Below are 23,652 nucleotides of genomic sequence, written 5' to 3' on the forward strand. Positions count from 1 at the left end.
GGCAGGGGCTTTGGCGCCGCCGCGCTACTCGGCGACGGGCAGCCGGGCCCCGTCCCGCAGGAACAGCGGGATGCGGTCCAGCGGCGCGTCCACCGTCACGGCCGTACCGCCCGCGTACGTCTCACCGGTCCACGCGTCCGTCCAGGCCGCGCCCGCCGGAAGGTACGTCGTGCGGGCCGTCGCGCCCGCCGTGAGCACGGGCGCGACCAGCAGGTCCCGGCCGAACAGGTAGGCGTCGTCGACCGACCAGGCCGCCTGGTCCCCGGGGAACTCCAGGAACAGCGGGCGCATGACCGGCAGACCCTCCTCGTGGGCCTCGCGCATGACCCGAAGGACGTACGGCTTCAGGCGCTCGCGCAGCCGCAGGTACCGCTCCAGGATCGCGCCGGCCTCCTCGCCGTAGGACCACACCTCGTTCGGGCCGCCGGTCATCTCCGGGCCCAGCGGCATGCCCGGGTCGCGGAAGCCGTGCAGCCGCATCAGCGGGGACAGCGCCCCGAACTGGAACCAGCGGACCATCACCTCGCGGTACGCCGGGTCGTCCGGGTCACCGCCGTGGAAGCCGCCGATGTCCGTGTTCCACCACGGGATGCCCGACAGGGCCGTGTTGAGGCCGGCCGCGATCTGGCGGCGCAGGGTCGGGAAGTCCGTGCCGATGTCGCCGGACCACAGGGCGGCGCCGTAGCGCTGACTGCCCGCCCACGCCGAGCGGTTGAGGGAGATGATCTCCTCCTCACCGGTCGCCAGCAGGCCCTCGTAGAAGGTGCGGGCGTTCTCGGCGGGGTACATGTTGCCGACCTCCAGGCCCGGACCCGCCCAGTAGCGCAGGTTCTCCGAGAAGCCCGGCTTCAGCTCCGGCTCGCAGGCGTCCAGCCAGAACGCCGTGATGCCGTACGGCTCCAGGTAGTTCCGCTTCACCCGCGACCAGAGGAAGTCGCGGGCCTCGGGGTTGGTGGCGTCGTAGAAGGCGACCTGGACGGTGGAGGCGACCTCCTTGTCCGGCCAGTCGGCGTGCGCCATCGGACCGTACTGGGTGCCGATGAAGTAGCCGCGCTGCTCCATCAGTTGGTGGTTCTCGCTCAGCGGGGACACCGACGGCCACACGCTCACCACCAGCTTGACGCCGAGCTCCTCCAGTTCGCGGACCATCGCCGCCGGGTCGGGCCACTCCGACAGGTCGAACTTCCAGTCGCCCAGGTGCGTCCAGTGGAAGAAGTCGCAGACGATCACGTCGAGGGGCAGCCCGCGCCGCTTGTACTCCCGGGCCACGCCGAGGAGTTCGTCCTGGGTGCGGTAGCGCAGCTTGCACTGCCAGAAGCCCGCGGCCCACTCCGGGAGCATCGGGGTGCGGCCGGTGACCGCGCTGTAGTGGCGCTGGGCGTCGGCCGGGGCGCCCGCGGTGATCCAGTAGTCGATCTGGCGGGCCGAGTCCGCCACCCAGCGGGTGCCGTTGCCGGCCAGCTCCACCCGGCCGATCGCCGGGTTGTTCCACAGCAGCGTGTAGCCGCGGCTGGAGGTCAGGACCGGGATGCCGACCTCGGCGTTGCGCTGGACCAGGTCCAGGACCAGGCCCTTCTGGTCCAGCCGGCCGTGCTGGTGCTGGCCGAGGCCGTACAGCTTCTCGTCGTCGTAGGCGGCGAACCGCTGCTCCAGGCGGTGGTGGCCGTTGCCGACGGCGGTGTACAGGCGTGAGCCCGGCCACCAGAAGTGGGCGCGGTCCTCGGCGAGGATCTCCGTGCCGTCATGGGTGCGCAGGAAGCGGAGCAGGCCCTCCGCGCTGACCTCGACGGTCAGCGTGCCGACGGTCAGGGATCCCTGCCCGCCCTCGATCTTCACGGTCGACTCGGTGGCGGGCGCCTCGTCGAGCAGCGCGCCCGGCAGCCCCTCCAGGAGGGGACCGCCGAGCCGGGCCCGGACCCGGACCGCGTCCGGGCCCCACGGCTCGATGCGCACGGTCTCCTGGCGTCCGCTCCACTCCAGCGCGCCGTCCCGCTCGCGGAAGGTGCCGACGGTGGGTGACGACTGCGCGAGGCTGACCTGGGGCTGTTCCCCGGCCAGGGGCTGGGCTTCGGCAGGCTGGTTCACGGCGAGTGCTCCTTGAAGGAGTGCGGGCATGGCGGTGCCCTGGCGGGGGCGGCGTGCGGGAGGAACGCGGGTGAAGGGAACAGGTGAAGGGAACAGCGGGGCCGCGGGTCAGCGGTCAGGAGGCGGCGACCGGGGCGGGCCCGGTGCTGGTCCGTACCGTCAACTCGGGGGCGATGAGCACGACTTCGTCGGGTCCGTGGCCGTCCAGCTTGGCGACCAGACGCTCCACGGCGTGCCGGCCCATCTCCTGGGCGGGGATGGCGACGGACGTCAGCCGCACCGAGGCCTGGACGGCGACCTGGTCGGGGCAGATCGCCACGACCGACACGTCCTCGGGCACGGCCCGGCCCTGCTGGCGCAGCAGGGCGAGCAGCGGCTCGACGGCCGACTCGTTCTGCACCACGAACCCGGTGGTGCCCGGGCGTTCGTCGAGCACGCGGGCGAACGTGACGGCCATCGCGTCGTACCCGCCCTCGCACGGCCGGTGCAGCAGCCGTACGCCCAGCTCCTGGGCTCGGGAGCGCAGTCCGTCGAGGGTGCGTTCGGCGAAGCCGGTGTGCCGTTCGTAGACGGCCGGGGCCTCGCCGATGACAGCGATGTCACGGTGCCCGAGCTTCGCCAGATGCTCCACGCACAGCGCGCCGGTCGCCTTGAAGTCGAGGTCCACGCAGGTCAGCCCGGTGGTGTCGGCGGGCAGCCCGATGAGCACCGAGGGCTGGTCGGTGCCGCGCAGCAACGGCAGCCGTTCGTCGTCGAGTTCGACGTCCATCAGGATCATCGCGTCGGCGAGCCCGCTGCCGGTGACGCGGCGGACGGCGTCGGGACCCTCCTCGCCGGTGAGCAGCAGGACGTCGTACCCGTGGGTGCGGGCCGTGGTGGCCACCGCGATGGCGATCTCCATCATCACCGGCACGTACATGTCGGTGCGCAGCGGGATCATCAGCGCGATGATGTTCGACTTGCTGCTGGCCAGGGCGCGGGCGCCCGCGTTCGGGTGGTAGCCGAGTTCACGGATGCTCTGCTCGACCCGCTGCCGGGTGGTCGTCGAGATGGACCGCTTGCCACTGAGGACATAGCTCACCGTGCTCGCCGATACTCCGGCGTGCTGGGCGACCTCGGCGAGGGTGACCATCCAGCTCTCCAAGTTTTGTGAAGCGCTTCGACAGTGCGCGGTGGGAACAAAGGCGGGTGAGGGTGGTTCGACAGTAGCTCCACCGGGGGTGGGTGTCCATAGGTTGTCGAAGCGCTTCGACACGGAGTTCCGGACGGGCCTCGCGCGGGCGTGAGGCCCGGGGGAGGCCGCGGCCGGCCGGGCGCCGCCCGGCGCTACCGGCGCGGAGGCTCCTGCCTACCACGCCCGGCCGCGGCGGACCACGGAACGGGGAGGGACACCCGCGCGCGGGAGGCGACGGAACGGGAAGGGAAAGGCACCCGCACGCGAAAGACGGATGGGCAGGCACCCGCACGCGGGAGGCGACGGAACGGGAAGGGAAAAGGCACCCGCGCGCGGAAGACGACGGAACGGGGAAGGGGGCCCGCGCGCGGAAGACGACGGCGGGCAGAAGGCCGCCTGCGTGCGAAGGCGGCCGGCGGGAGGTTCTCCCGCGGGGCAGCGAGGCTCACCGGGCCTCACCGAGGCACCCGTCCGGCGCAAGCCGCCGAGCGGCGCCGCGCACGCCCCTGGCGTTCACATCGGGCGCCGAAGTCCCCGGCGGGCGGGCCGCCCGGACCCGTCCTCGTCCCGCGCCGGCCTCGGCCGAACGGCGCGCGAGGGGTGGTGGGGCGGGCCCGGATCGGGTACATACGATCGGGTAGCACCCGTCGGTAACCATACGGCCCCCAAGATCCCGATTCGCGGCGAGGTGAGCCTCCATGTCCGCACCACCCACCCAACCCACCGTCACCGAGCGTGAAGCACGCGAGGTGGCGGAGGCCGCCCGGGAGCAGGACTGGCGCAAGCCCAGCTTCGCCAAGGAACTGTTCCTCGGCCGCTTCCGGCTCGACCTCATCCACCCCCACCCCATGCCGCCCGACGAGGACGCCCAGCGCGGCGAGGAGTTCCTCGCCAAACTGCGCGACTTCTGCGAGACGAAGATCGACTCCGCGCGGATCGAGCGCGAGGCACGGATCCCGGACGAGACGATCGACGGGCTCAAGGAACTCGGCGCCCTCGGCATGAAGATCGACACCAAGTACGGCGGCCTGGGCCTCACGCAGGTCTACTACAACAAGGCCCTCGCCCTGGTCGGCTCCGCGAACCCGGCGCTCGGCGCGCTGCTGTCCGCCCACCAGTCGATCGGCGTACCGCAGCCGCTGAAGATCTTCGGCACCCAGGAGCAGAAGGAGACCTTCCTGCCCCGGCTCGCCCGCACGGACATCTCCGCGTTCCTGCTGACCGAACCGGACGTGGGTTCCGACCCCGCCCGCCTGGCCACCACCGCCGTCCCCGACGGCGACGACTACGTCCTCGACGGGGTCAAGCTGTGGACCACCAACGGCGTGGTCGCCGACCTGCTCGTCGTCATGGCCCGCGTGCCGAGGACCGAGGGCCACAAGGGCGGCATCACCGCGTTCGTCGTCGAGGCCGGCTCCGAGGGCATCACCGTCGAGAACCGCAACGCCTTCATGGGCCTGCGCGGCCTGGAGAACGGCGTCACCCGCTTCCACCAGGTCCGCGTGCCCGCCGCGAACCGCATCGGCCCGGAGGGCGCGGGGCTCAAGATCGCCCTCACCACCCTCAACACCGGCCGGCTCTCGCTGCCCGCCATGTGTGTCGGCGCCGGCAAGTGGTGCCTGAAGATCGCCCGGGAGTGGTCGGCGGCCCGGGAGCAGTGGGGCAAGCCGGTCGCGTTCCACGAGGCGGTCGGCTCGAAGATCAGCTTCATCGCGGCCACGACCTTCGCCCTGGAGGCCGTGCTGGACCTGGCGTCCCAGATGGCGGACGAGGACCGCAACGACATCCGCATCGAGGCCGCCCTCGCCAAGCTGTACGGCTCCGAGATGGCCTGTCTGATGGCGGACGAACTGGTCCAGATCAGGGGTGGGCGCGGCTTCGAGACGGCCGAGTCGCTGGCGGCCCGCGGCGAGCGCGCGGTCCCCGCCGAGCAGATCCTGCGGGACCTGCGCATCAACCGCATCTTCGAGGGCTCCACCGAGATCATGCACCTGCTGATCGCCCGCGAGGCGGTCGACGCCCACCTGTCGGTCGCGGGCGACCTGATCGACCCCGAGAAGTCCCTGTCCGACAAGGCGAAGGCGGGCGCCCAGGCCGGCGCCTTCTACGCCAGGTGGCTGCCCAAGCTGGTCGCGGGTCCGGGTCAACTCCCGAACTCCTACAGCGAGTTCAAGCATGAGGTCGACCTCTCGCCGCACCTGCGGTACGTCGAACGCACCGCCCGCAAGCTCGCCCGCTCCACCTTCTACGCCATGTCCCGCTGGCAGGGCCGGATGGAGACCAAGCAGGGCTTCCTGGGCCGGATCGTCGACATCGGCGCCGAACTGTTCGCGATGAGCGCGGCCTGCGTCCGCGCCGAACTCCTGCGCTCCACGGAGGACCACGGCCGCGAGGCCTACCAACTGGCGGACGTCTTCTGCCGCCAGTCCCGCATCCGCGTCGAGGAGCTCTTCGGCCGGCTGTGGACGAACACCGACGACCTGGACCGCACGGTCGTCAAGGGCGTCCTGTCGGGCACCTACGCGTGGCTGGAGGAGGGCGTCGTCGACCCGTCGGGCGAGGGACCGTGGATCGCGGACGCGACACCGGGACCGAGCACGAAGGAGAACGTGCACCGCCCGATCCGCTGACCGGTCCGGGCCGGCGCGTCCCCTCGGCCCCCGTGCGGGGGACCCGGGGGACGCGCTGTCCGCACACCGCGTCCTTACGGCAACAATGGAGGGATGACCGACAGCCCAACCCCCTCAGGGCACGAGGCGCACGCCCCGTCCGCCCCGCGACGCCTCGCACGCACGCTCGCCGCACCCGGCCCCGACCCCCGTACGTCCACCACGACGGCCGGGGCCCGGTACGGCGAGAGCACGCTCCCGGCGCCGCAGGGCCCGCCCTCCGGGCGGACGACGGGGCCCGCGCCCCGCGCCCTGGCCGACCCGCACCTCGTCTACGACCCGGTCGCGGGCGACGGGCCGAAGGACGTGGTGATCCTCGGCTCCACCGGCTCGATCGGCACCCAGGCCATCGACCTCGTGCTGCGCAACCCCGACCGGTTCCGGGTCACCGGGCTCTCGGTCAACGGCGGCCGGATCGCCCTGCTCGCCGAACAGGCGCGCCGGCTCAGGGTGCGCACCGTCGCCGTGGCCCGCGAGGACGTCGTCCCGGCCCTGCGCGAGGCCCTGAGCGCCGAGTACGGGAGCGGTGAGCCGCTGCCCGGCATCCTCGCCGGACCGGACGCGGCCACCCAGCTCGCCGCCTCCGACTGCCACACCGTCCTGAACGGGATCACCGGCTCCATCGGTCTGGCGCCGACCCTCGCCGCCCTGGAGGCGGGCCGCACCCTCGCGCTCGCCAACAAGGAGTCGCTGATCGTGGGCGGTCCGCTGGTCAAGGCGCTCGCCGAGCCCGGGCAGATCATCCCGGTCGACTCCGAGCACGCGGCGCTCTTCCAGGCGCTGGCCTCCGGCACCCGGGCCGACGTGCGCAAGCTCGTCGTCACCGCCTCCGGGGGCCCGTTCCGCGGCCGGACGAGGGCAGAGCTGGCGCACGTGACGGTCGAGGAGGCCCTCGCCCACCCCACCTGGGCGATGGGCCCGGTGATCACGATCAACTCCGCGACCCTCGTCAACAAGGGGCTGGAGGTCATCGAGGCGCACCTGCTGTACGACATTCCCTTCGATCGGATTGAGGTGGTCGTGCACCCGCAGTCGTATGTCCACTCGATGGTTGAGTTCACGGACGGATCCACGATCGCCCAGGCGACACCCCCCGACATGCGCGGCCCGATCGCCATCGGCCTCGGCTGGCCCGAACGCGTCCCGGACGCGGCGCCCGCCTTCGACTGGAGCACGGCGTCGACGTGGGAGTTCTTCCCGCTCGACAACGACGCGTTCCCGTCGGTGAACCTGGCGCGGCACGTGGGGCGGCTCGCGGGCACGGCCCCGGCGGTGTTCAATGCCGCCAACGAGGAGTGCGTCGAGGCCTTCCGGGCCGGCGCGCTGCCGTTCGACGGGATCATGGAGACCGTGACCCGGGTGGTGGACGAGCACGGCACCCCGCGCGCGGGAACCTCGCTCACCGTCGCGGACGTCCTCGAAGCGGAGACCTGGGCGCGGACCCGGGCCCGGCAACTGGCGGCACAGACGGCGGAGGCCCGTGCATGACGACCCTGATGTTCATCCTCGGCATAGTGGTCTTCGCCGTGGGCCTGCTGGTGTCGATCGCGTGGCACGAGCTGGGGCACCTGTCCACCGCCAAGCTCTTCGGCATCCGCGTGCCGCAGTACATGGTCGGCTTCGGCCCGACGCTCTTCTCACGCCAGAAGGGCGAGACGGAGTACGGGATCAAGGCCATCCCGTTCGGCGGCTACATCCGCATGATCGGCATGTTCCCGCCCGGCCCGGACGGCCGCCTGGAGGCCCGCTCCACCTCACCCTGGCGCGGCATGATCGAGGACGCCCGCTCGGCCGCCTTCGAGGAGCTCAGGCCGGGTGACGAGAACCGCCTCTTCTACACGCGCAAGCCGTGGAAGCGGGTCATCGTGATGTTCGCGGGCCCGTTCATGAACCTGATCCTCGCGCTGGCGCTGTTCCTCACCATCCTCATGGGCTTCGGCATCTCGCAGCAGACCACCACGGTCAGTTCGGTCTCCCCGTGTGTCATCGCGCAGAGCGAGAACCGCGACACCTGCGAGAAGTCCGACCCCGCCTCGCCGGCCGCGGCCGCGGGCATGAAGGCCGGCGACAGGATCGTCGCCTTCGACGGCGTGCGGACCGACGACTGGGAGACCCTCTCCAACCTCATCCGCGTCAGCGCCGGCAAGGAGGTGCCGATCGTCGTCGACCGCAAGGGCGCGGAAGTCACCCTCCAGGCGAAGATCGCCACCAACCAGGTCGCCAAGAAGGACTCCAGCGGCACCTACGTCCAGGGCGAGTACGTCAAGGCCGGCTTCCTCGGCTTCAGCGCCGCCACCGGCATCGTCAAGCAGGACTTCGGCGACTCCGTGACCTGGATGGGTGACCGCGTCGGCGACGCCGTCGACTCCCTCGCCGCCCTGCCCGGCAAGATCCCCGCCCTGTGGGACGCGGCCTTCGGCGACGGCCCGCGCGAGGCGGACTCCCCGATGGGGGTGGTCGGCGCGGCACGGGTGGGCGGCGAGATCTTCACCCTGGACATCCCGCCGACCCAGCAGCTGGCGATGGCGTTGATGCTGGTCGCGGGCTTCAACCTCTCGCTGTTCCTCTTCAACATGCTCCCGCTGCTGCCGCTGGACGGCGGCCACATCGCGGGTGCCCTGTGGGAGTCGCTGCGCCGGAACGTGGCGAAGGTGCTGAGGCGGCCCGACCCCGGCCCGTTCGACGTGGCGAAGCTGATGCCCGTCGCCTATGTCGTGGCGGGGATCTTCATCTGCTTCACGATCCTCGTGTTGATCGCCGACGTGGTCAACCCGGTGAGAATCTCCTAGTGCCGCGGCAGGCAACGTTTGCCCGTCAAGGAGCGGCGTCCGGTGCGTGCTCTCGGCGTGCCGGCCGGAAGCCCTCGTACTGGATGTACTTGGGCTTTCGGCCGGTGCGGCGAGAGGGCGTGCCGGGCGTCGCGACGGGGCGAACGTTGCCTGCCGCGGCACTAGCCACCCGGTGTTCACGGCGGCCTGGAACGCTCTGTTCCGGGCCGCCTCCCATTGAGTGGGTTTACGGGCGGGGATGTGCCCGCGCCCAGCGGCGTGCCGTAATCTCGAAGCCTGGAGCCCGCCGCTGACGGGACCTGGACCTTGATCCACGACTTGGGGTTGCACAGCAGATGACTGCGATTTCTCTCGGCATGCCGTCCGTTCCGACCAGGGTTGCCGAGCGCCGCAAGAGCCGGCAGATCCAGGTCGGCTCCGTGGCGGTCGGCGGGGACGCCCCGGTGTCCGTGCAGTCGATGACCACGACCCGTACGTCCGACATCGGCGCCACCCTCCAGCAGATCGCCGAGCTCACCGCCTCCGGCTGCCAGATCGTCCGCGTGGCCTGCCCCACCCAGGACGACGCCGACGCCCTGGCGACCATCGCGCGCAAGTCGCAGATCCCGGTCATCGCGGACATCCATTTCCAGCCGAAGTACGTCTTCGCCGCCATCGAGGCCGGCTGCGCCGCGGTCCGGGTGAACCCCGGCAACATCAAGCAGTTCGACGATCAGGTCAAGGAGATCGCCAAGGCGGCGAAGGAGCACGGCACCCCGATCCGCATCGGCGTGAACGCGGGTTCGCTGGACCGGCGCCTGCTCCAGAAGTACGGCAAGGCGACCCCCGAGGCCCTGGTCGAGTCCGCCCTGTGGGAGGCGTCCCTCTTCGAGGAGCACGACTTCCGGGACATCAAGATCTCGGTGAAGCACAACGACCCGGTCGTGATGATCGAGGCGTACAAGCAGCTCGCCGCGCAGTGCGACTACCCCCTGCACCTCGGCGTGACGGAGGCCGGCCCCGCCTTCCAGGGCACGATCAAGTCCGCGGTCGCCTTCGGCGCGCTGCTCTCGCAGGGCATCGGTGACACCATCCGCGTCTCCCTGTCGGCCCCGCCGGTCGAGGAGGTCAAGGTCGGCAACCAGATCCTGGAGTCGCTGAACCTCAAGCAGCGCGGACTGGAGATCGTCTCCTGCCCGTCCTGCGGTCGCGCCCAGGTCGACGTCTACACGCTGGCCGAGGAGGTCACCGCCGGCCTCACCGGCATGGACGTCCCGCTCCGCGTCGCCGTCATGGGCTGCGTGGTGAACGGGCCGGGCGAGGCCCGCGAGGCCGACCTCGGCGTCGCCTCCGGCAACGGCAAGGGCCAGATCTTCGTCAAGGGCGAGGTCATCAAGACCGTCCCCGAGTCGAAGATCGTGGAGACCCTCATCGAGGAGGCCATGAAGCTCGCCGAACAGATGGAGGCGGACGGCGTCACCTCCGGCGAGCCGTCGGTGTCGGTGGCCGGCTGACGGTCCGCCGGGGACCTCGGCCTCCGCGATCCCGGCCCGGCGGACCCAGCCCGTCCGGCGTTCGAGGACGACGCCCCTTCAGGGCCGAACCGGGGGTCCGGGGGCGGCGGCCCCCGGGGAACCACGATCGCCCCGGGCCGATGGCGACCGGGCGGCGACCCGAACGCAGGGCGGCACCGCTCAGCTTCCGCGGGTACAGTGCGGAGATCAGCAGACCCCAGTGTGAGGCTCCCGTCCGTGTTGACCCAGACGACCTCCCGGGTCCTCGAACCGAGCGACCTGGACGCCGCACTCGCCGTCCTCGACCGTGAGCCGGTCGCGAACGCCTTCGTGACCTCGCGGATCCAGGTGGCGGGCCTCGACCCGTGGCGGCTCGGCGGCGAGATGTGGGGCTGGTACGAGGGCGGCATGCTGACGTCCCTGTGCTACGCGGGCGCCAACCTGGTCCCGATCTGCGCCACCCCGCGAGCCGTCCGCGCCTTCGCCGACCGGGCCCGCCGGGCCGGCCGCCGCTGCTCCTCCATCGTCGGCCCCGCCGAACCCACCACCCAGCTCTGGCGGTTGCTGGAGCCGAACTGGGGCCCGGCCCGAGAGGTGCGCACCCGCCAGCCCCTCATGGTCACCGACCGCATGCCGACCGACATCGCCCCGGATCCTCGCGTCCGCCGCATCCGCAAGGACGAGCTGGAGACGATCATGCCGGCGTGCGTGGCGATGTTCACCGAGGAGGTCGGCGTCTCTCCCATGGCCGGCGACGGCGGTCTGCTCTACCAGGCCCGGGTCGCCGAACTCGTCGGCGCCGGGCGCTCGTTCGCCCGCCTCGACGACCACGGCAAGGTCGCCTTCAAGGCGGAGATCGGCGCCGCCACGGACCGCGTCTGCCAGATCCAGGGCGTCTGGGTGGCCCCCGAGTACCGGGGGAGAGGCCTGGCGGCGCCCGGCATGGCGGCCGTACTGCGCTACGCGCTCGCGGACGTGGCCCCGGTGGCGAGCCTGTACGTGAACGACTTCAACACCGCGGCACGGCGGACGTACCGGAGGGTCGGCTTCCAAGAGGTGGGCGCCTTCATGAGCGTCCTGTTCTGAGGAGCGCCGAGGCCGGCGGTCCCGGAGCGCGGGGCCGTACCGACAGGCGGTCCGGAGCGGACGCACCCACCGCACCGGGCAGCACACCCGCGCCCCCCTGTACGCTCCCCGCATGGACCTCGCCATCGGCCCCCTGGACCTGTCCGCCCACGTCGATGAGGCCCTAGCCGTCCAAGCCATCGCTTTCGGCCTGGGGCCCGACGAGGTGGCCGTGCGCCGCCAGATCGTGCTGCGCCACATGACGTACCCGGGAGCGACCGCCCTCGGCGCCACGTCCGGCGGTGAACTCGTCGGCTTCGTCTACGGCATGCCCAACAACCGCTCCCACTGGTGGTCCACCGTCGTGGAGCCCTACCTCCGCGCCGGCGGCCACGACGACTGGCTCGACGACTCCTTCGTGATCACTGAGCTGCACGTGCACCCCGGGTACCAGCACCGCGGCATCGGCCGGTCCCTGATCACCCGGATCACCGACGCCGCCGCCGAACCCCGCTCGATCCTCTCCGCGATCGACACCGACAGCCCCGCCCGCGGCCTCTACCACTCCCTCGGCTACCAGGACCTGGCCCGCCAGGTCCTGTTCCCCAGCGCCCCGAAGCCGTACGCCGTGATGGGCGCGCCGCTGCCGCTGCGCAGGCGGTAGCGGGCCGGAACCGATTTCCACCGGGATGGACCGCCCGGCTAACCTCCTGCCATCACCCTCCCCCGGCTCCCGGCGTCACCCGAGCGGGGGGAACCCCCAGCAGCAGGAGTACGAGAACGATGGCGAACGCACCGGTCCAGCGCATGTCCCAGTTGATGGCGAAGACGCTGCGCGACGACCCGGCGGACGCCGAGGTCCTCAGCCACAAACTGCTGGTGCGCGCCGGCTACGTCCGCCGCACCGCCGCCGGCCTGTGGAGCTGGCTGCCGCTCGGCAAGAAGGTCCTCGCCAACGTGGAGCGGGTCGTCCGCGAGGAGATGGACGCCATCGGCGCCCAGGAGGTGCTGCTCCCCGCCCTGCTGCCGCGCGAACCCTACGAGGCGACCGGCCGCTGGGAGGAGTACGGCCCCGAACTGTTCCGCCTCCAGGACCGCAAGGGCGGCGACTACCTCCTCGGCCCCACCCACGAGGAGATCTTCACCCTCCTGGTGAAGGACCAGGCGTCCTCCTACAAGGACCTGCCCGTGATCCTCTACCAGATCCAGCACAAGTACCGCGACGAGGCCCGCCCCCGGGCCGGCATCCTGCGCGGCCGTGAGTTCCTCATGAAGGACTCGTACTCCTTCGACACCGAGGACGAGGGCCTGGCCCGGTCGTACGCCCTGCACCGCGAGGCCTACCAGAAGGTGTTCGCGCGCCTCGGCCTCGACTACCGCGTCTGCGCCGCCACCGCCGGCGCGATGGGCGGCTCCAAGTCGGAGGAGTTCCTGGCCCCGGCCGGCGCCGGCGAGGACACCTTCGCGGACTGCCCGAACTGCGACTTCGCGGCCAACACCGAGGCGATCACGTACGGGCTCAGGACGGTGGACGCCACCGACGTCCCGGCCGCCGAGGAGATCCCCACCCCCGACACCCCGACCATCGAGACGCTGGCCGCCTCCCTCGGCGTCCCGGCCTCCGCCACGCTCAAGAACCTCCTCGTGAAGGTCGACGGCGAGATCGTCGCCGTGGGCGTGCCCGGTGACCGCGAGGTCGACCTGGACAAGGTCGAGGCGCACTTCGCCCCGGCCGCCGTCGAGCTGGTGACCGCCGACGACTTCACGGGCCGCCCGGACCTGGTGCGCGGGTACGTCGGCCCGCAGGGCCTGGACAAGGTCACGTACATCGCCGACCCGCGGGTGGCTCCGGGCACCGCCTGGATCACCGGCGCCAACAAGGAGCACACGCACGCCAAGAACGTCGTCGCGGGCCGTGACTTCGAGGTCGACGCGTACGTCGACGTCGTGGTGGTCCAGGACGGCGACCCGTGCCCGAAGTGCGGCACCGGCCTCACGCTCGACCGCGCCATCGAGATCGGCCACATCTTCCAGCTGGGCCGCAAGTACACCGACGCCCTCAAGCTCGACGTCCTCGGCCAGAACGGCAAGCCGGTCCGCGTGACCATGGGCTCCTACGGCATCGGAGTCTCCCGCGCGGTCGCCGCCCTCGCCGAGCAGACCGCCGACGACAAGGGCCTGTGCTGGCCCAAGGAGGTCGCCCCGGCCGACGTGCACGTCGTCGCCGCGGGCAAGGCCCTCCAGACCGAGCTGGCGCTCGACGTCTCCGGCAGGCTGGCGGCGGCCGGCGTCCGCGTCCTGGTCGACGACCGGGCCGGCGTCTCCCCGGGCGTGAAGTTCACCGACTCCGAGCTGATCGGCGTACCGCAGATCCTGGTGGCCGGACGGCGTGCCGCCGAGGGCGTGCTGGAGCTGAAGGACCGCCGCACCGGCGAGCGCGAGGAACTGACGGTCGAGGAGGCGCTCGCCCGCCTGACCGCCTGACCGCTCAGCGGTTCCGCCTCAGGGGCGTCGTGACGAGCACGTCCCTGAGGACCCGTACCGTCGCCGACCGGCGTGACCTCGCACCGGAAGTCCGGTTCGTGGTCAGCGACTTGGCCCCGCCGGACTCCGGCGACCGACCCCGGCCCGGCACTGCGCCGAGGCGGACACGGGGTGCGGTCGCTTCCGCACGGACTCCGGACTGCGGGTATGCCGCCCCCGACAGCTCGAGGGCCGCCCGGTCCGGGGTGACCTTCCCCCGGAGGCCCACGTGGTCGCCCCGCGTGCCGCCGAGACGACGGACGGTGCGGTCGCCCCGACGCCGGACGCGACGGCTACGACGGAGCCGTGGCTGCGCCCCCGTCCGGAGGACGGGAGGACGACTGCCCGGTACGGCCGGTGGTGAGCGCGCCCCGGGCCGGCCTCAGAGCCAGCCCGCGAACTCCAGCAGCAGTTCCGCGTCCCCCGGGCGTCCGACCCTGCGTGCCCGTACACCGGACTCCACGGCCCGGAACAGGGTCCAGCCCCGCAGCCGCTCCTGGTCCACGTCCAGCGACTCCGCGAGCCGCTTCACCCGCCGCCGGGTCGTCGCCGCCCCCGACGGGGAGGCGATCAGGTCCTCCACCCGGTCCCGCACCAGCCGCGCCAGATCGAAGGCGCACTCGCCGACCACCGGATCCGGCCCCACGGCCAGCCACGGCATCCGCTCACCGGCGAGCACCTTGCTCTGCCGGAACGTCCCGTGCAGCAGCCGGTGCTCGGGCGGCGCGGCCAGCAGCTCCTCGCGGGCCGCGAGCGCCGCGTCCACCAGCGAGGCCACTTCCGGGTCGACGGCGGCACGCGCCCGCATCGCCTCGGCCTGCCGCCCGGTCCGCTCGGCCACCGTCTCGAAGGGATGCTCCCCGGGCTCCACCCACAGCCGCCGCAGCGTCCCCGCCGCCTCCAGCAGCGCCTTCGCCTCCGGCAGCGACCGCACCGACACGTCCTGATGCAGCCGCTCCAGAAGCAGCACACCCTCCGTCGTCGACGGTTCGAGCAGCTGTACGGCACCGCGTCCGTCCCAGCGGGCGAGCGCGGCCCGCTCGCTCTGCGGACGCGCCCGGGGCGGCGCCAGCTTGAGGACCGCGGGCGTCCCGTCCGGCCGCCGCACCAGCACGACCAGGCTGCTGCGCCCGCCGGGCACCTGCACCCGCTCGACGGTCAACTCGCGCAGCGCGACGGCCTGCCGGGCCGCCTCGGGCAGCTTCTCCAACCAGCCGTCACCGTCCGGTGCCGCCTCGCCGAGCGCCCTCACCAGACGCGGCGGCGGTTCGAAAGCCATGCGCGAGTCGTTCCTTCCCGTACGCGTCACCCGGTGGGCGTCACCGATGCCGAGGCCGAAGCGGCCGTGGCCCGCTCGGCGAGCCCAGGGAAGGCTACGCTCTCGCCGCGCCAGCGCACCGCCCGCACCGCCGCGTCGCGCAGCGCCCCCGCCGCCGTGTCCCGCCGCTCGCCTGCGGCTGCCCGCACCAGATCGGAGTACACCCCGGCCACCCGGTCCTCCAGCTCGGCGGCCAGCCGCACCGCCGACGCCGAGTCCGGCACCGGGAAGGGCAGCGCGTACGCCGCCGCCGCGGCCACCGGCTTCGCGCCGGCGTCCCGCACCTCGCGGGCCAGCGCGTCCCGCCGGGCACGGTGGGCGTCGTAGGCCGCCTGCGCCTCCGTACGGCGGTCGGCGCCGATCCGCCCGCCGACGACCCCGTAGCCGTACACCGCCGCGTGCTCGGCGGCCAGCGCCGCCTGGAGGGCGCCCAGTTCCCGCTTCTTCACTTCGCGTCCTCCGTGAGCAGATAGGCGTGCGCGGCTCCGGCGGCCGCCACCGAGGCCAGCAGCCGCGCCAGCTCGCCCGGCACGTCGAGCAGCGCCTTCGCCCGCCGGTCCGCGAGGGACCGCTCGGCGGCGGCGAGCTCGGCGAGCGCGGCCTTCTCGGTCCCGGGAACGGCGGCGGGCGGCTGCGAGGCCGCGGCGGCGGCGGTGGCGGCGGTGGCGGCGGCAGGAGGGGACGTGGTGGGGGAGGGGGCCTTCGCGGTGCCTCCGAAGGCCTCCGTGTGCCGGACGACCTCCGCCCGCAGGGGTCCCAGTCGCTGGGCCAGCGCCGGGTGGGCGAGGAGGACGGCGTCGTACCGCTCGGCCAGCCGCCGGCTGTCGCGGGCCGCACGCGCGCGGGCCCGCTCGGCGGCCGACGGGCTGCCGCCCGTCCCCCCGTCGGAGTCCTCGGACCCGGCGGAGCAGCCCACCAGCCACACGGCTCCGGTGGCCGAGGCGAGCAGGGTTCTTCGACGCGGCCCCGACGGGGTGCGCGGCGGAGGGGGAAACGGCACGGCAGACGTCCTCGGGGAGCTCGTACGAACACACGGGCGGGGAAGGTGGCACACCGGTGATCACCGTACCCGCGCGCCTGTCCCGCACCACTCAGCGCCACCGCCTCCACGCAGGTGGACGGCAACACACCTTGGGACCGGATACCCTTTGACCAGACACGCGACCTTCCCACAACAGCACACGCGGCCGAGGAGTCACCCGGATGAGCACCACCCAGAGCGAGAGGCTGCGAGAACTTCTGGAACCGCTCGTCGGTTCCCAGGGCCTGGATCTGGAAGAGATCGCGGTGGACTCGGTCGGACGCAAGCGTGTGCTGCGCGTCGTCGTCGACTCCGACACCGGTGCGGACCTGGACCAGATCGCCGATGTGAGCCGCGCGCTCTCGGCGAAGCTCGACGAGACCGACGCGATGGGCGAGGGCGAGTACACCCTCGAGGTCGGAACCCCCGGCGCGGAGCGCCTCCTCAAGGAGCACCGGCACTACGTACGCGCGCTCGACCGGCTGGCGAAGTTCCAGCTGCACGGCGGCGACGAACTGGTCGCCCGGATCCTCCGGGTCGACGACGAGGGTCTCGACGTGGAAGTACCGGGTGTGAAGGGCCGCAAGGCCACCGCCCGCAGACTCGCCTTCGCGGACATCGACCGGGCACGGGTCCAGGTCGAGTTCAGCCGCAAGGACAAGAACGACATGAAGGAAGAGGAGGAGGCGTAGCCGTGGACATCGACATGAGTGCCCTGAGGGGCTTGGTGCGGGAGAAGGAGATCTCCTTCGACCTGCTGGTCGAAGCGATCGAGTCGGCCCTCCTCATCGCCTACCACCGCACCGAGGGAAGCCGCCGTCACGCGCGCGTGGAGCTCGACCGGGAGACCGGACATGTGACCGTGTGGGCGAAGGAGGACCCCGACGACCTCGAGGAGGGCCAGGAGGCCCGCGAGTTCGACGACACCCCGTCCGATTTCGGCCGTATCGCCGCCTCCACCGCCAAGCAGGTCATCCTTCAGCGGCTGCGCGACGCCGAGGACGACGCGACGCTCGGCGAGTACGTCGGCCGTGAGGGCGACATCGTCACCGGCGTGGTCCAGCAGGGCCGCGACCCGAAGAACGTGCTCGTGGACATCGGCAAGCTGGAGGCCATCCTGCCGGTGCAGGAGCAGGTGCCCGGCGAGACCTACCAGCACGGCATGCGCCTGCGGTCGTACGTCGTCCGGGTGGCCAAGGGGGTGCGTGGTCCGTCCGTGACGCTCTCCCGCACACATCCCAATCTGGTGAAGAAACTCTTCGCGCTGGAGGTGCCGGAGATCGCCGACGGGTCCGTCGAGATCGCCGCCATCGCCCGCGAGGCCGGCCACCGCACGAAGATCGCCGTCCGCTCCACCCGGTCCGGACTGAACGCCAAGGGCGCCTGCATCGGCCCGATGGGCGGGCGGGTGCGCAGTGTCATGGGCGAGCTGAACGGTGAGAAGATCGACATCGTCGACTGGTCGGACGACCCGGCCGAGATGGTGGCGAACGCCCTGTCGCCCGCCCGGGTGTCCAAGGTCGAGGTCGTGGACATGGCCGCCCGCTCCGCGCGGGTGACGGTGCCCGACTACCAGCTGTCGCTGGCGATCGGCAAGGAAGGGCAGAACGCCCGGCTCGCGGCCCGGCTCACCGGCTGGCGCATCGACATCCGTCCGGACACCGAACAGCCCGACGACTAGGACCGGGGCGGCCGGCACGGCGGCCGGGGAATAGATCCAAGCCGCAGGTCGCTGAGATCACGACAACAGCCGTTCGATTCCTGCCCCGAAGGGGTGAGGTCGATACGGGGAGGTAGACTTAAGAGTGTCTGGCCGGACGCGCACCGGAGCATGGCCTGAACGCACCTGTGTGGGGTGCCGGGAGCGAGCGGCCAAGACCGAACTGCTGCGCACCGTGGCGATCAAGGACGCATGCGTCCCCGATCCACGCGGTACGCTGCCCGGCCGGGGTGCGTACGTGCACCCCGTCTCGGTCTGTCTCGACCAGGCGGTACGCCGCCGGGCGTTCCCGAGGGCGCTGCGCGTCCCGGGCCCGCTCGACGTAGTGGCGTTGCGCCGGTACGTCGAGCAGACAGAAGGTTGCTGAGCAGCTCTCGCTGTGCAGGCGACACCGTAAGGAGTGTCGTACGGAACCCCCGTGCGGCCCTGGTACCCCGCGAGTTGGAAGTAGGTCGAGATTGCGATGAGCACTCGATGAGCACGCGATGAGTACGCCCATGAAGTAGCGACGGTCCGGACGCAACCCGGACCTAAAAGGAGCGAAGTGGCTAAGGTCCGGGTATACGAACTCGCCAAGGAGTTCGGGGTGGAGAGCAAGGTCGTCATGGCCAAGCTCCAAGAACTCGGTGAATTCGTCCGTTCGGCGTCCTCGACGATCGAGGCGCCCGTTGTACGCAAGCTGACAGACGCCCTCCAGCAGGGCAACGGAGGCGGCAAGCCCGCCCCCGCACGCAAGGCTGCCCCGGCCAGGCCGGGCGCCCCCTCTCCGGCGCAGGCCGCCCGTCCGGGTCCGGCAGCGCCGCGCCCGCCGGCCCCGAAGCCGGCCGCCGCCGAGCAGCCCGCGGCTCCCGCCGCGCCGGCCGCCTCCGGCCCCCGTCCCACTCCGGGCCCGAAGCCCGCGCCGCGGCCCGCCCCGGCGTCTCCGGCTCCGACCACGCCCGAGTTCACGGCACCGCCGTCGGCTCCCGCCGCGCCGGCCGCCTCCGGCCCGGCCGCCGGCGCTGGTACCGGCTCCGGCCCCCGTCCGGGCGCTCCGCGTCCGGCCGGTCAGGCTCCGCGTCCCGGTGCCCGTCCCGCCGGTCCCGGCCAGGGCGGCCAGGGCCGTGGTGACCGTCCCGAGCGCTCCGAGCGTGGCGAGCGTCCCGGCGCCCAGCGTCCGGGCGGCCAGTCGCCGCGTCCCGGTGCCCGTCCGGCCGGTCCCCGTCCGGGCAACAACCCGTTCACCTCTGGTGGCTCCACCGGCATGGCGCGTCCGCAGACGCCCCGTCCGGGCGGTGCCCCGCGTCCCGGTGGCCCCGGTGGCGCCGGTGCTCCCGGCGGCGCCCCGCGTCCGCAGGGCCAGGGCCCGGGCGGTCCGCGTCCCCAGGGCGCAGCGGGCGGTCCCCGTCCGCAGTCCCCGGGCGGCGCTCGTCCCAGCCCGGGCGGTATGCCCCGCCCGCAGGGCGGCGGTCCGCGTCCCGGCGGCGGTCCCGGCGGTGCGCGTCCCAACCCCGGCATGATGCCGCAGCGTCCCGCTGCCAGCCCGCGTCCCGGCGGTGGCCCCGGTGGGGGTCGCGGTCCGGGCGGTGCGGGTCGTCCCGGCGCTGGCGGCGGTCGTCCCGGTGGCGGCGGCTTCGCCGGCCGTCCGGCCGGTCCCGGCGGTGGCGGTGGCGGCTTCGCCGGTCGTCCCGGCGGTCCCGGTGGCGGTGGCGGCTTCGCCGGCCGTCCCGGCGGTCCCGGTGGTGGCGGCGGTGGCCGTCCCGGCTTCGGCGGTCGTCCCGGCGGTCCGGGTGGCCGTGGTGGCACGCAGGGCGCCTTCGGCCGTCCCGGCGGCCCCGCGCGTCGCGGTCGCAAGTCGAAGCGGCAGAGGCGCCAGGAGTACGAGGCCATGCAGGCCCCGTCGGTCGGCGGCGTGATGCTGCCTCGCGGCAACGGACAGCCCGTCCGCCTGTCGCGCGGTGCGTCCCTCACCGACTTCGCGGAGAAGATCAACGCCAACCCGGCGTCGCTCGTCGCCGTGATGATGAACCTCGGCGAGATGGTCACTGCCACGCAGTCCGTCTCCGACGAGACGCTGAGGCTCCTCGCGGACGAGATGAACTACGTCCTCGAGATCGTCAGCCCGGAGGAGGAGGACCGCGAGCTTCTCGAGTCCTTCGACATCGAGTTCGGCGAGGACGAGGGCGGCGAGGAGTTCCTCGTCCCGCGTCCGCCGGTCGTGACCGTCATGGGTCACGTCGACCACGGTAAGACCCGACTGCTGGACACCATCCGCAAGACCAACGTGGTCGCGGGCGAGGCCGGCGGTATCACGCAGCACATCGGTGCGTACCAGGTCACCACCCAGGTCAACGACGAAGAGCGCAGGATCACCTTCATCGACACCCCGGGCCACGAGGCGTTCACCGCCATGCGTGCCCGTGGTGCGAAGTCGACCGACATCGCGATCCTGGTCGTCGCGGCCAACGACGGCGTCATGCCGCAGACGGTCGAGGCGCTCAACCACGCCAAGGCGGCCGACGTCCCGATCGTGGTCGCGGTCAACAAGATCGACGTCGAGGGCGCGGACCCGACCAAGGTGCGCGGTCAGCTGACCGAGTACGGCCTCGTGGCCGAGGAGTACGGCGGCGACACCATGTTCGTCGACATCTCCGCCAAGCAGGGCCTCAACATCGAGAGCCTGCTGGAGGCCGTGGTCCTCACCGCGGACGCCTCGCTCGACCTGCGGGCCAACCCGGAGCAGGACGCGCAGGGCATCGCGATCGAGTCCCACCTGGACCGTGGCCGCGGCGCCGTCGCGACCGTCCTGGTCCAGCGAGGCACCCTGCGGGTCGGCGACACCATGGTGGTCGGCGACGCGTACGGCCGTGTCCGGGCGATGCTCGACGACAAGGGCGAGAACGTGGAAGAGGCGGGTCCCTCGACCCCGGTCCTCGTCCTCGGTCTCACCAACGTCCCGGGCGCCGGCGACAACTTCCTCGTCGTCGACGAGGACCGCACGGCCCGCCAGATCGCCGAGAAGCGCGCGGCGCGTGAGCGCAACGCCAACTTCGCCCGGCGTGGAGTCCGGTTCTCCCTGGAGAACCTGGACGAGGCGCTCAAGGCCGGCCTGGTGCAGGAACTCAACCTCATCATCAAGGGCGACGCGTCCGGTTCGGTGGAGGCCCTCGAGTCCTCGCTGCTCCAGCTCGACGTCGGCGAAGAGGTCGACATCCGCGTCCTGCACCGCGGCGTGGGCGCGGTCACCGAGTCGGACATCGACCTGGCGACCGGCTCCGACGCGATCGTCATCGGCTTCAACGTCCGCGCTGCGGGCCGCGCGGCGCAGATGGCCGATCGTGAGGGCGTCGACGTCCGGTACTACTCGGTGATCTACCAGGCCATCGAGGAGATCGAGGCGGCCCTCAAGGGCATGCTCAAGCCGGAGTACGAGGAGATCGAGCTCGGCACGGCGGAGATCCGCGAGGTCTTCAAGTCGTCCAAGCTCGGCAACATCGCCGGTGTCCTGGTCCGCTCGGGCGAGGTCAAGCGCAACACCAAGGCGCGCCTCATCCGCGACGGCAAGGTCATCGCGGAGAGCCTCACCATCTCCGGTCTGCGCCGCTTCAAGGACGACGTCACCGAGATCCGCGAAGGCTTCGAGGGTGGTATCAACCTCGGAAACTTCAACGACATCAAGGTCGACGACGTCATCGCGACGTACGAGATGCGCGAGAAGCCGCGCGCGTAAGCGCTCGGCCTTCCGGGGCGGTCCGGTCCGGGGCCGGTCGACGGAGAGTTATTTCCGTCGATCGGCCCCGGCCGTTCGTTGTACGGTTCTGATGTCCCTGCCACACGGATGGCGGGGCCATCGATCCCGGGCCGGCGGGTGAACCGGTTGCACACATGTATGTGGGGACGCTGTCCTTCGACCTCCTCCTCGGCGACGTACGGTCGCTGAAGGAGAAACGCTCCGTCGTCCGCCCGATCGTCGCCGAGCTCCAGCGGAAGTACGCGGTGAGCGTGGCCGAGGTGGACCACCTGGACCTTCATCGGCGGGCCGGCATCGGCCTCGCCATGGTGTCCGGCGACACGGGGCACCTGACCGATGTGCTGGACCGGTGCGAGCGCATGGTCGCCGGCCGCCCGGAGGTGGAGCTGCTGTCGGTGAGACGGCGCCTCCACGGCGACGACGACTAGATTCTGAACGTGGAACAGGAAGAACGGGAGACGACCAGTGGCCGACAACGCGCGGGCTAAGAGGCTGGCGGACCTCATCCGAGAGGTGGTGGCCCAGAAGCTGCAGCGCGGGATCAAGGACCCGCGGCTCGGCTCGCACGTCACCATCACGGACACCCGGGTCACGGGTGACCTGCGGGAGGCGACCGTCTTCTACACGGTGTACGGCGACGACGAGGAGCGGGCGGCCGCGGCCGCCGGACTGGAGAGCGCCAAGGGCGTGCTCCGCTCCGCCGTCGGCGCGGCGGCGGGCGTGAAGTTCACCCCGACGCTGACCTTCGTGGCGGACGCGCTGCCGGACACCGCGAAGACCATCGAGGACCTCCTCAACCGGGCGCGCCAGTCCGACGAGAAGGTGCGCGAGGTCTCGGCCGGCGCCACCTACGCCGGTGACGCGGACCCGTACAAGAAGCCGGGTGAGGACGAGGACGACACCGCCGAATGACGCAGAGGAACCAGACGCCCGACGGCCTTGTCATCGTCGACAAGCCGTCGGGCTTCACTTCGCACGACGTCGTCGCCAAGATGCGCGGGATCGCCCGGACCCGCCGCGTCGGCCACGCCGGCACCCTCGACCCCATGGCCACGGGCGTCCTCGTCCTCGGCGTCGAGAAGGCGACCAAGCTGCTCGGACACCTCGCACTCACCGAGAAGGAGTACCTGGGCACGATCCGCCTGGGACAGACGACCCTGACCGACGACGCCGAGGGCGAGATCACGAGGTCGGTCGACGCCTCGAAGGTCACCCGGGAAGCCGTCGACGCCGGGATCGCCCAGCTGTCCGGCCACATCATGCAGGTGCCGTCCAAGGTCAGCGCCATCAAGATCGACGGCGTCCGCTCCTACAAGCGGGCACGGGAGGGCGAGGAGTTCGAGATCCCCGCCCGGCCGGTCACCGTCTCGTCCTTCGCGGTGTACGACGTCCGGGACGCCGTCGCCGAGGACGGCACCCCGGTGCTCGACCTGGTGGTGTCGGTGGTCTGCTCGTCCGGCACGTACATCCGGGCCCTGGCCCGCGATCTCGGGGCCGGTCTGGGCGTCGGCGGCCACCTCACGGCTCTGCGGCGGACGCGGGTGGGCCCGTACAAGCTGGACTCCGCGCGCACCCTCGACCAGCTCCAGGAGGAGCTGACCGTGATGCCGATCGCCGAGGCGGCCACCGCCGCGTTCCCGCGCTGGGACGTGGACGCCAGGCGCGCCAAGCTGCTGACGAACGGTGTACGGCTCGACATGCCCGAGGAGTACGTGGGCAGGGGCGCGGTGGCCGTGTTCGACCCCGAGGGCGTCTTCCTCGCGCTCGTCGAGGAACACAAGGGCAAGGCGAAGAGTCTGGCCGTGTTCGGCTGAGGAGCCTTCGGGCTCCGGGCCGGCCGCGGGGCTTCGGCCTCCGGGACGGGCTTCGGCCTCCGTGAGGGGATTCGGCCGAGCGGGGCCGGCGGTCGGCCGGGTGCGGTCGAGTGGTGCCGGGTGGGGGCCGTACGGCCCGCCCGGTGTCCGCCCGTGGAGCGGCGATCACGGGGTCGTCGCTGTCGCCGCTCCACGGTCCCCCTCGGTTCCCCCACCCCTACGGTCTATCCAGCCGCCTCCCTTCATTCACC

Annotated in this window: 19 protein-coding genes; 14 read left to right on the forward strand and 5 right to left on the reverse strand. The window is 72.1% G+C overall.

All coding sequences use genetic code 11. The annotated features are described in order from the left end of the window. Nucleotides 1-24: 24 nt before the first annotated feature. Together QQS16_RS29295 and QQS16_RS29300 are read right to left on the reverse strand one after the other, a co-directional pair. A complete protein-coding gene (locus tag QQS16_RS29295; RefSeq protein ID WP_286065048.1) occupies nt 25-2,085 on the reverse strand; it encodes a glycoside hydrolase family 31 protein in 2,061 nt (686 codons plus the stop codon). Between the two features lie 115 nt (nt 2,086-2,200). Continuing rightward, entirely contained in the window at nt 2,201-3,217 is a 1,017-nt protein-coding gene (locus QQS16_RS29300) for a LacI family DNA-binding transcriptional regulator (RefSeq protein WP_286065049.1), read from the reverse strand. Nucleotides 3,218-3,957: 740 nt separating this feature from the next. Between QQS16_RS29300 and QQS16_RS29305 the strand changes: the two genes are divergently transcribed. The 7 genes from QQS16_RS29305 (at nt 3,958) to QQS16_RS29335 (ending at nt 13,759) form a co-directional block, all read left to right on the forward strand. Further along, nucleotides 3,958-5,889, forward strand: coding sequence for an acyl-CoA dehydrogenase family protein (locus tag QQS16_RS29305; protein WP_286065050.1), 1,932 nt, complete (start codon nt 3,958-3,960; stop codon nt 5,887-5,889). A gap of 93 nt (nt 5,890-5,982) precedes the next feature. Beyond that, complete coding sequence (gene dxr / locus QQS16_RS29310) at nt 5,983-7,416, forward strand: 1-deoxy-D-xylulose-5-phosphate reductoisomerase (protein ID WP_286065051.1); 1,434 nt, start codon at nt 5,983-5,985, stop codon at nt 7,414-7,416. Then, the gene (locus QQS16_RS29315) at nt 7,413-8,717 is read left to right on the forward strand and encodes a M50 family metallopeptidase (protein WP_502963856.1); all 1,305 of its coding nucleotides are present in this window, start codon (nt 7,413-7,415) and stop codon (nt 8,715-8,717) included. Before dxr ends, QQS16_RS29315 begins: the two co-directional genes overlap by 4 nt. A gap of 335 nt (nt 8,718-9,052) precedes the next feature. Beyond that, complete coding sequence (ispG, locus tag QQS16_RS29320; protein WP_286065052.1) at nt 9,053-10,210, forward strand: flavodoxin-dependent (E)-4-hydroxy-3-methylbut-2-enyl-diphosphate synthase; 1,158 nt, start codon at nt 9,053-9,055, stop codon at nt 10,208-10,210. Nucleotides 10,211-10,447: 237 nt separating this feature from the next. Beyond that, nucleotides 10,448-11,296, forward strand: a complete 849-nt coding sequence (locus QQS16_RS29325) for a GNAT family N-acetyltransferase (protein WP_286065053.1) — start codon at nt 10,448-10,450, stop codon at nt 11,294-11,296. A gap of 112 nt (nt 11,297-11,408) precedes the next feature. Next, the gene (locus QQS16_RS29330; RefSeq protein ID WP_286065054.1) at nt 11,409-11,939 is read left to right on the forward strand and encodes a GNAT family N-acetyltransferase; all 531 of its coding nucleotides are present in this window, start codon (nt 11,409-11,411) and stop codon (nt 11,937-11,939) included. A 119-nt stretch (nt 11,940-12,058) separates the two neighbouring features. Then, nucleotides 12,059-13,759 carry a proline--tRNA ligase gene (locus QQS16_RS29335; protein WP_286065055.1) on the forward strand — a complete coding sequence of 567 codons (1,701 nt, stop codon included), beginning with the start codon at nt 12,059-12,061 and terminating at the stop codon, nt 13,757-13,759. 421 nt (nt 13,760-14,180) lie between these two features. Here the strand turns inward: QQS16_RS29335 and QQS16_RS29340 are convergent, their stop codons facing one another. Genes QQS16_RS29340 through QQS16_RS29350 form a run of 3 tightly spaced genes read right to left on the reverse strand, consistent with a single transcriptional unit; the run spans nt 14,181 to nt 16,116 of the window. After that, on the reverse strand, nt 14,181-15,077 hold the full coding sequence (locus QQS16_RS29340; RefSeq protein WP_286065056.1) for an aminoglycoside phosphotransferase family protein: 897 nt from the start codon (nt 15,075-15,077) through the stop codon (nt 14,181-14,183). A 26-nt stretch (nt 15,078-15,103) separates the two neighbouring features. Beyond that, nucleotides 15,104-15,565 (reverse strand): ferritin-like domain-containing protein, encoded by a 462-nt coding sequence (locus QQS16_RS29345; protein ID WP_286065057.1) that lies wholly within the window; start codon nt 15,563-15,565, stop codon nt 15,104-15,106. Continuing rightward, the gene (locus QQS16_RS29350; RefSeq protein WP_286065058.1) at nt 15,562-16,116 is read right to left on the reverse strand and encodes a hypothetical protein; all 555 of its coding nucleotides are present in this window, start codon (nt 16,114-16,116) and stop codon (nt 15,562-15,564) included. The genes QQS16_RS29345 and QQS16_RS29350 overlap by 4 nt, the downstream gene beginning before the upstream one ends. 203 nt (nt 16,117-16,319) lie before the next feature. On the opposite strand from QQS16_RS29350, the gene rimP reads away from it, so the two are divergent. From rimP to truB, 7 genes are all read left to right on the forward strand, one after another. After that, nucleotides 16,320-16,829: a ribosome maturation factor RimP gene (rimP, locus tag QQS16_RS29355; protein WP_286065059.1), complete on the forward strand. Its 510-nt coding sequence runs from the start codon at nt 16,320-16,322 to the stop codon at nt 16,827-16,829. 2 nt (nt 16,830-16,831) lie between these two features. Continuing rightward, a complete protein-coding gene (gene nusA / locus QQS16_RS29360) occupies nt 16,832-17,818 on the forward strand; it encodes a transcription termination factor NusA (protein ID WP_286065060.1) in 987 nt (328 codons plus the stop codon). Between the two features lie 124 nt (nt 17,819-17,942). Continuing rightward, a complete protein-coding gene (locus QQS16_RS29365; RefSeq protein WP_286065061.1) occupies nt 17,943-18,224 on the forward strand; it encodes a YlxR family protein in 282 nt (93 codons plus the stop codon). Nucleotides 18,225-18,401: 177 nt separating this feature from the next. Then, nucleotides 18,402-21,566 (forward strand): translation initiation factor IF-2, encoded by a 3,165-nt coding sequence (gene infB / locus QQS16_RS29370; RefSeq protein ID WP_286065062.1) that lies wholly within the window; start codon nt 18,402-18,404, stop codon nt 21,564-21,566. A 155-nt stretch (nt 21,567-21,721) separates the two neighbouring features. After that, nucleotides 21,722-22,015, forward strand: a complete 294-nt coding sequence (locus tag QQS16_RS29375; protein WP_286065063.1) for a DUF503 domain-containing protein — start codon at nt 21,722-21,724, stop codon at nt 22,013-22,015. 37 nt (nt 22,016-22,052) lie between these two features. Beyond that, nucleotides 22,053-22,499 (forward strand): 30S ribosome-binding factor RbfA, encoded by a 447-nt coding sequence (gene rbfA, locus QQS16_RS29380; protein ID WP_286065064.1) that lies wholly within the window; start codon nt 22,053-22,055, stop codon nt 22,497-22,499. Beyond that, complete coding sequence (gene truB / locus QQS16_RS29385) at nt 22,496-23,401, forward strand: tRNA pseudouridine(55) synthase TruB (RefSeq protein ID WP_286065065.1); 906 nt, start codon at nt 22,496-22,498, stop codon at nt 23,399-23,401. The genes rbfA and truB overlap by 4 nt, the downstream gene beginning before the upstream one ends. Nucleotides 23,402-23,652 lie beyond the last annotated feature (251 nt).

It is taken from the genome of Streptomyces sp. ALI-76-A, assembly GCF_030287445.1.
Taxonomy (GTDB): Bacteria; Actinomycetota; Actinomycetes; order Streptomycetales; family Streptomycetaceae; genus Streptomyces.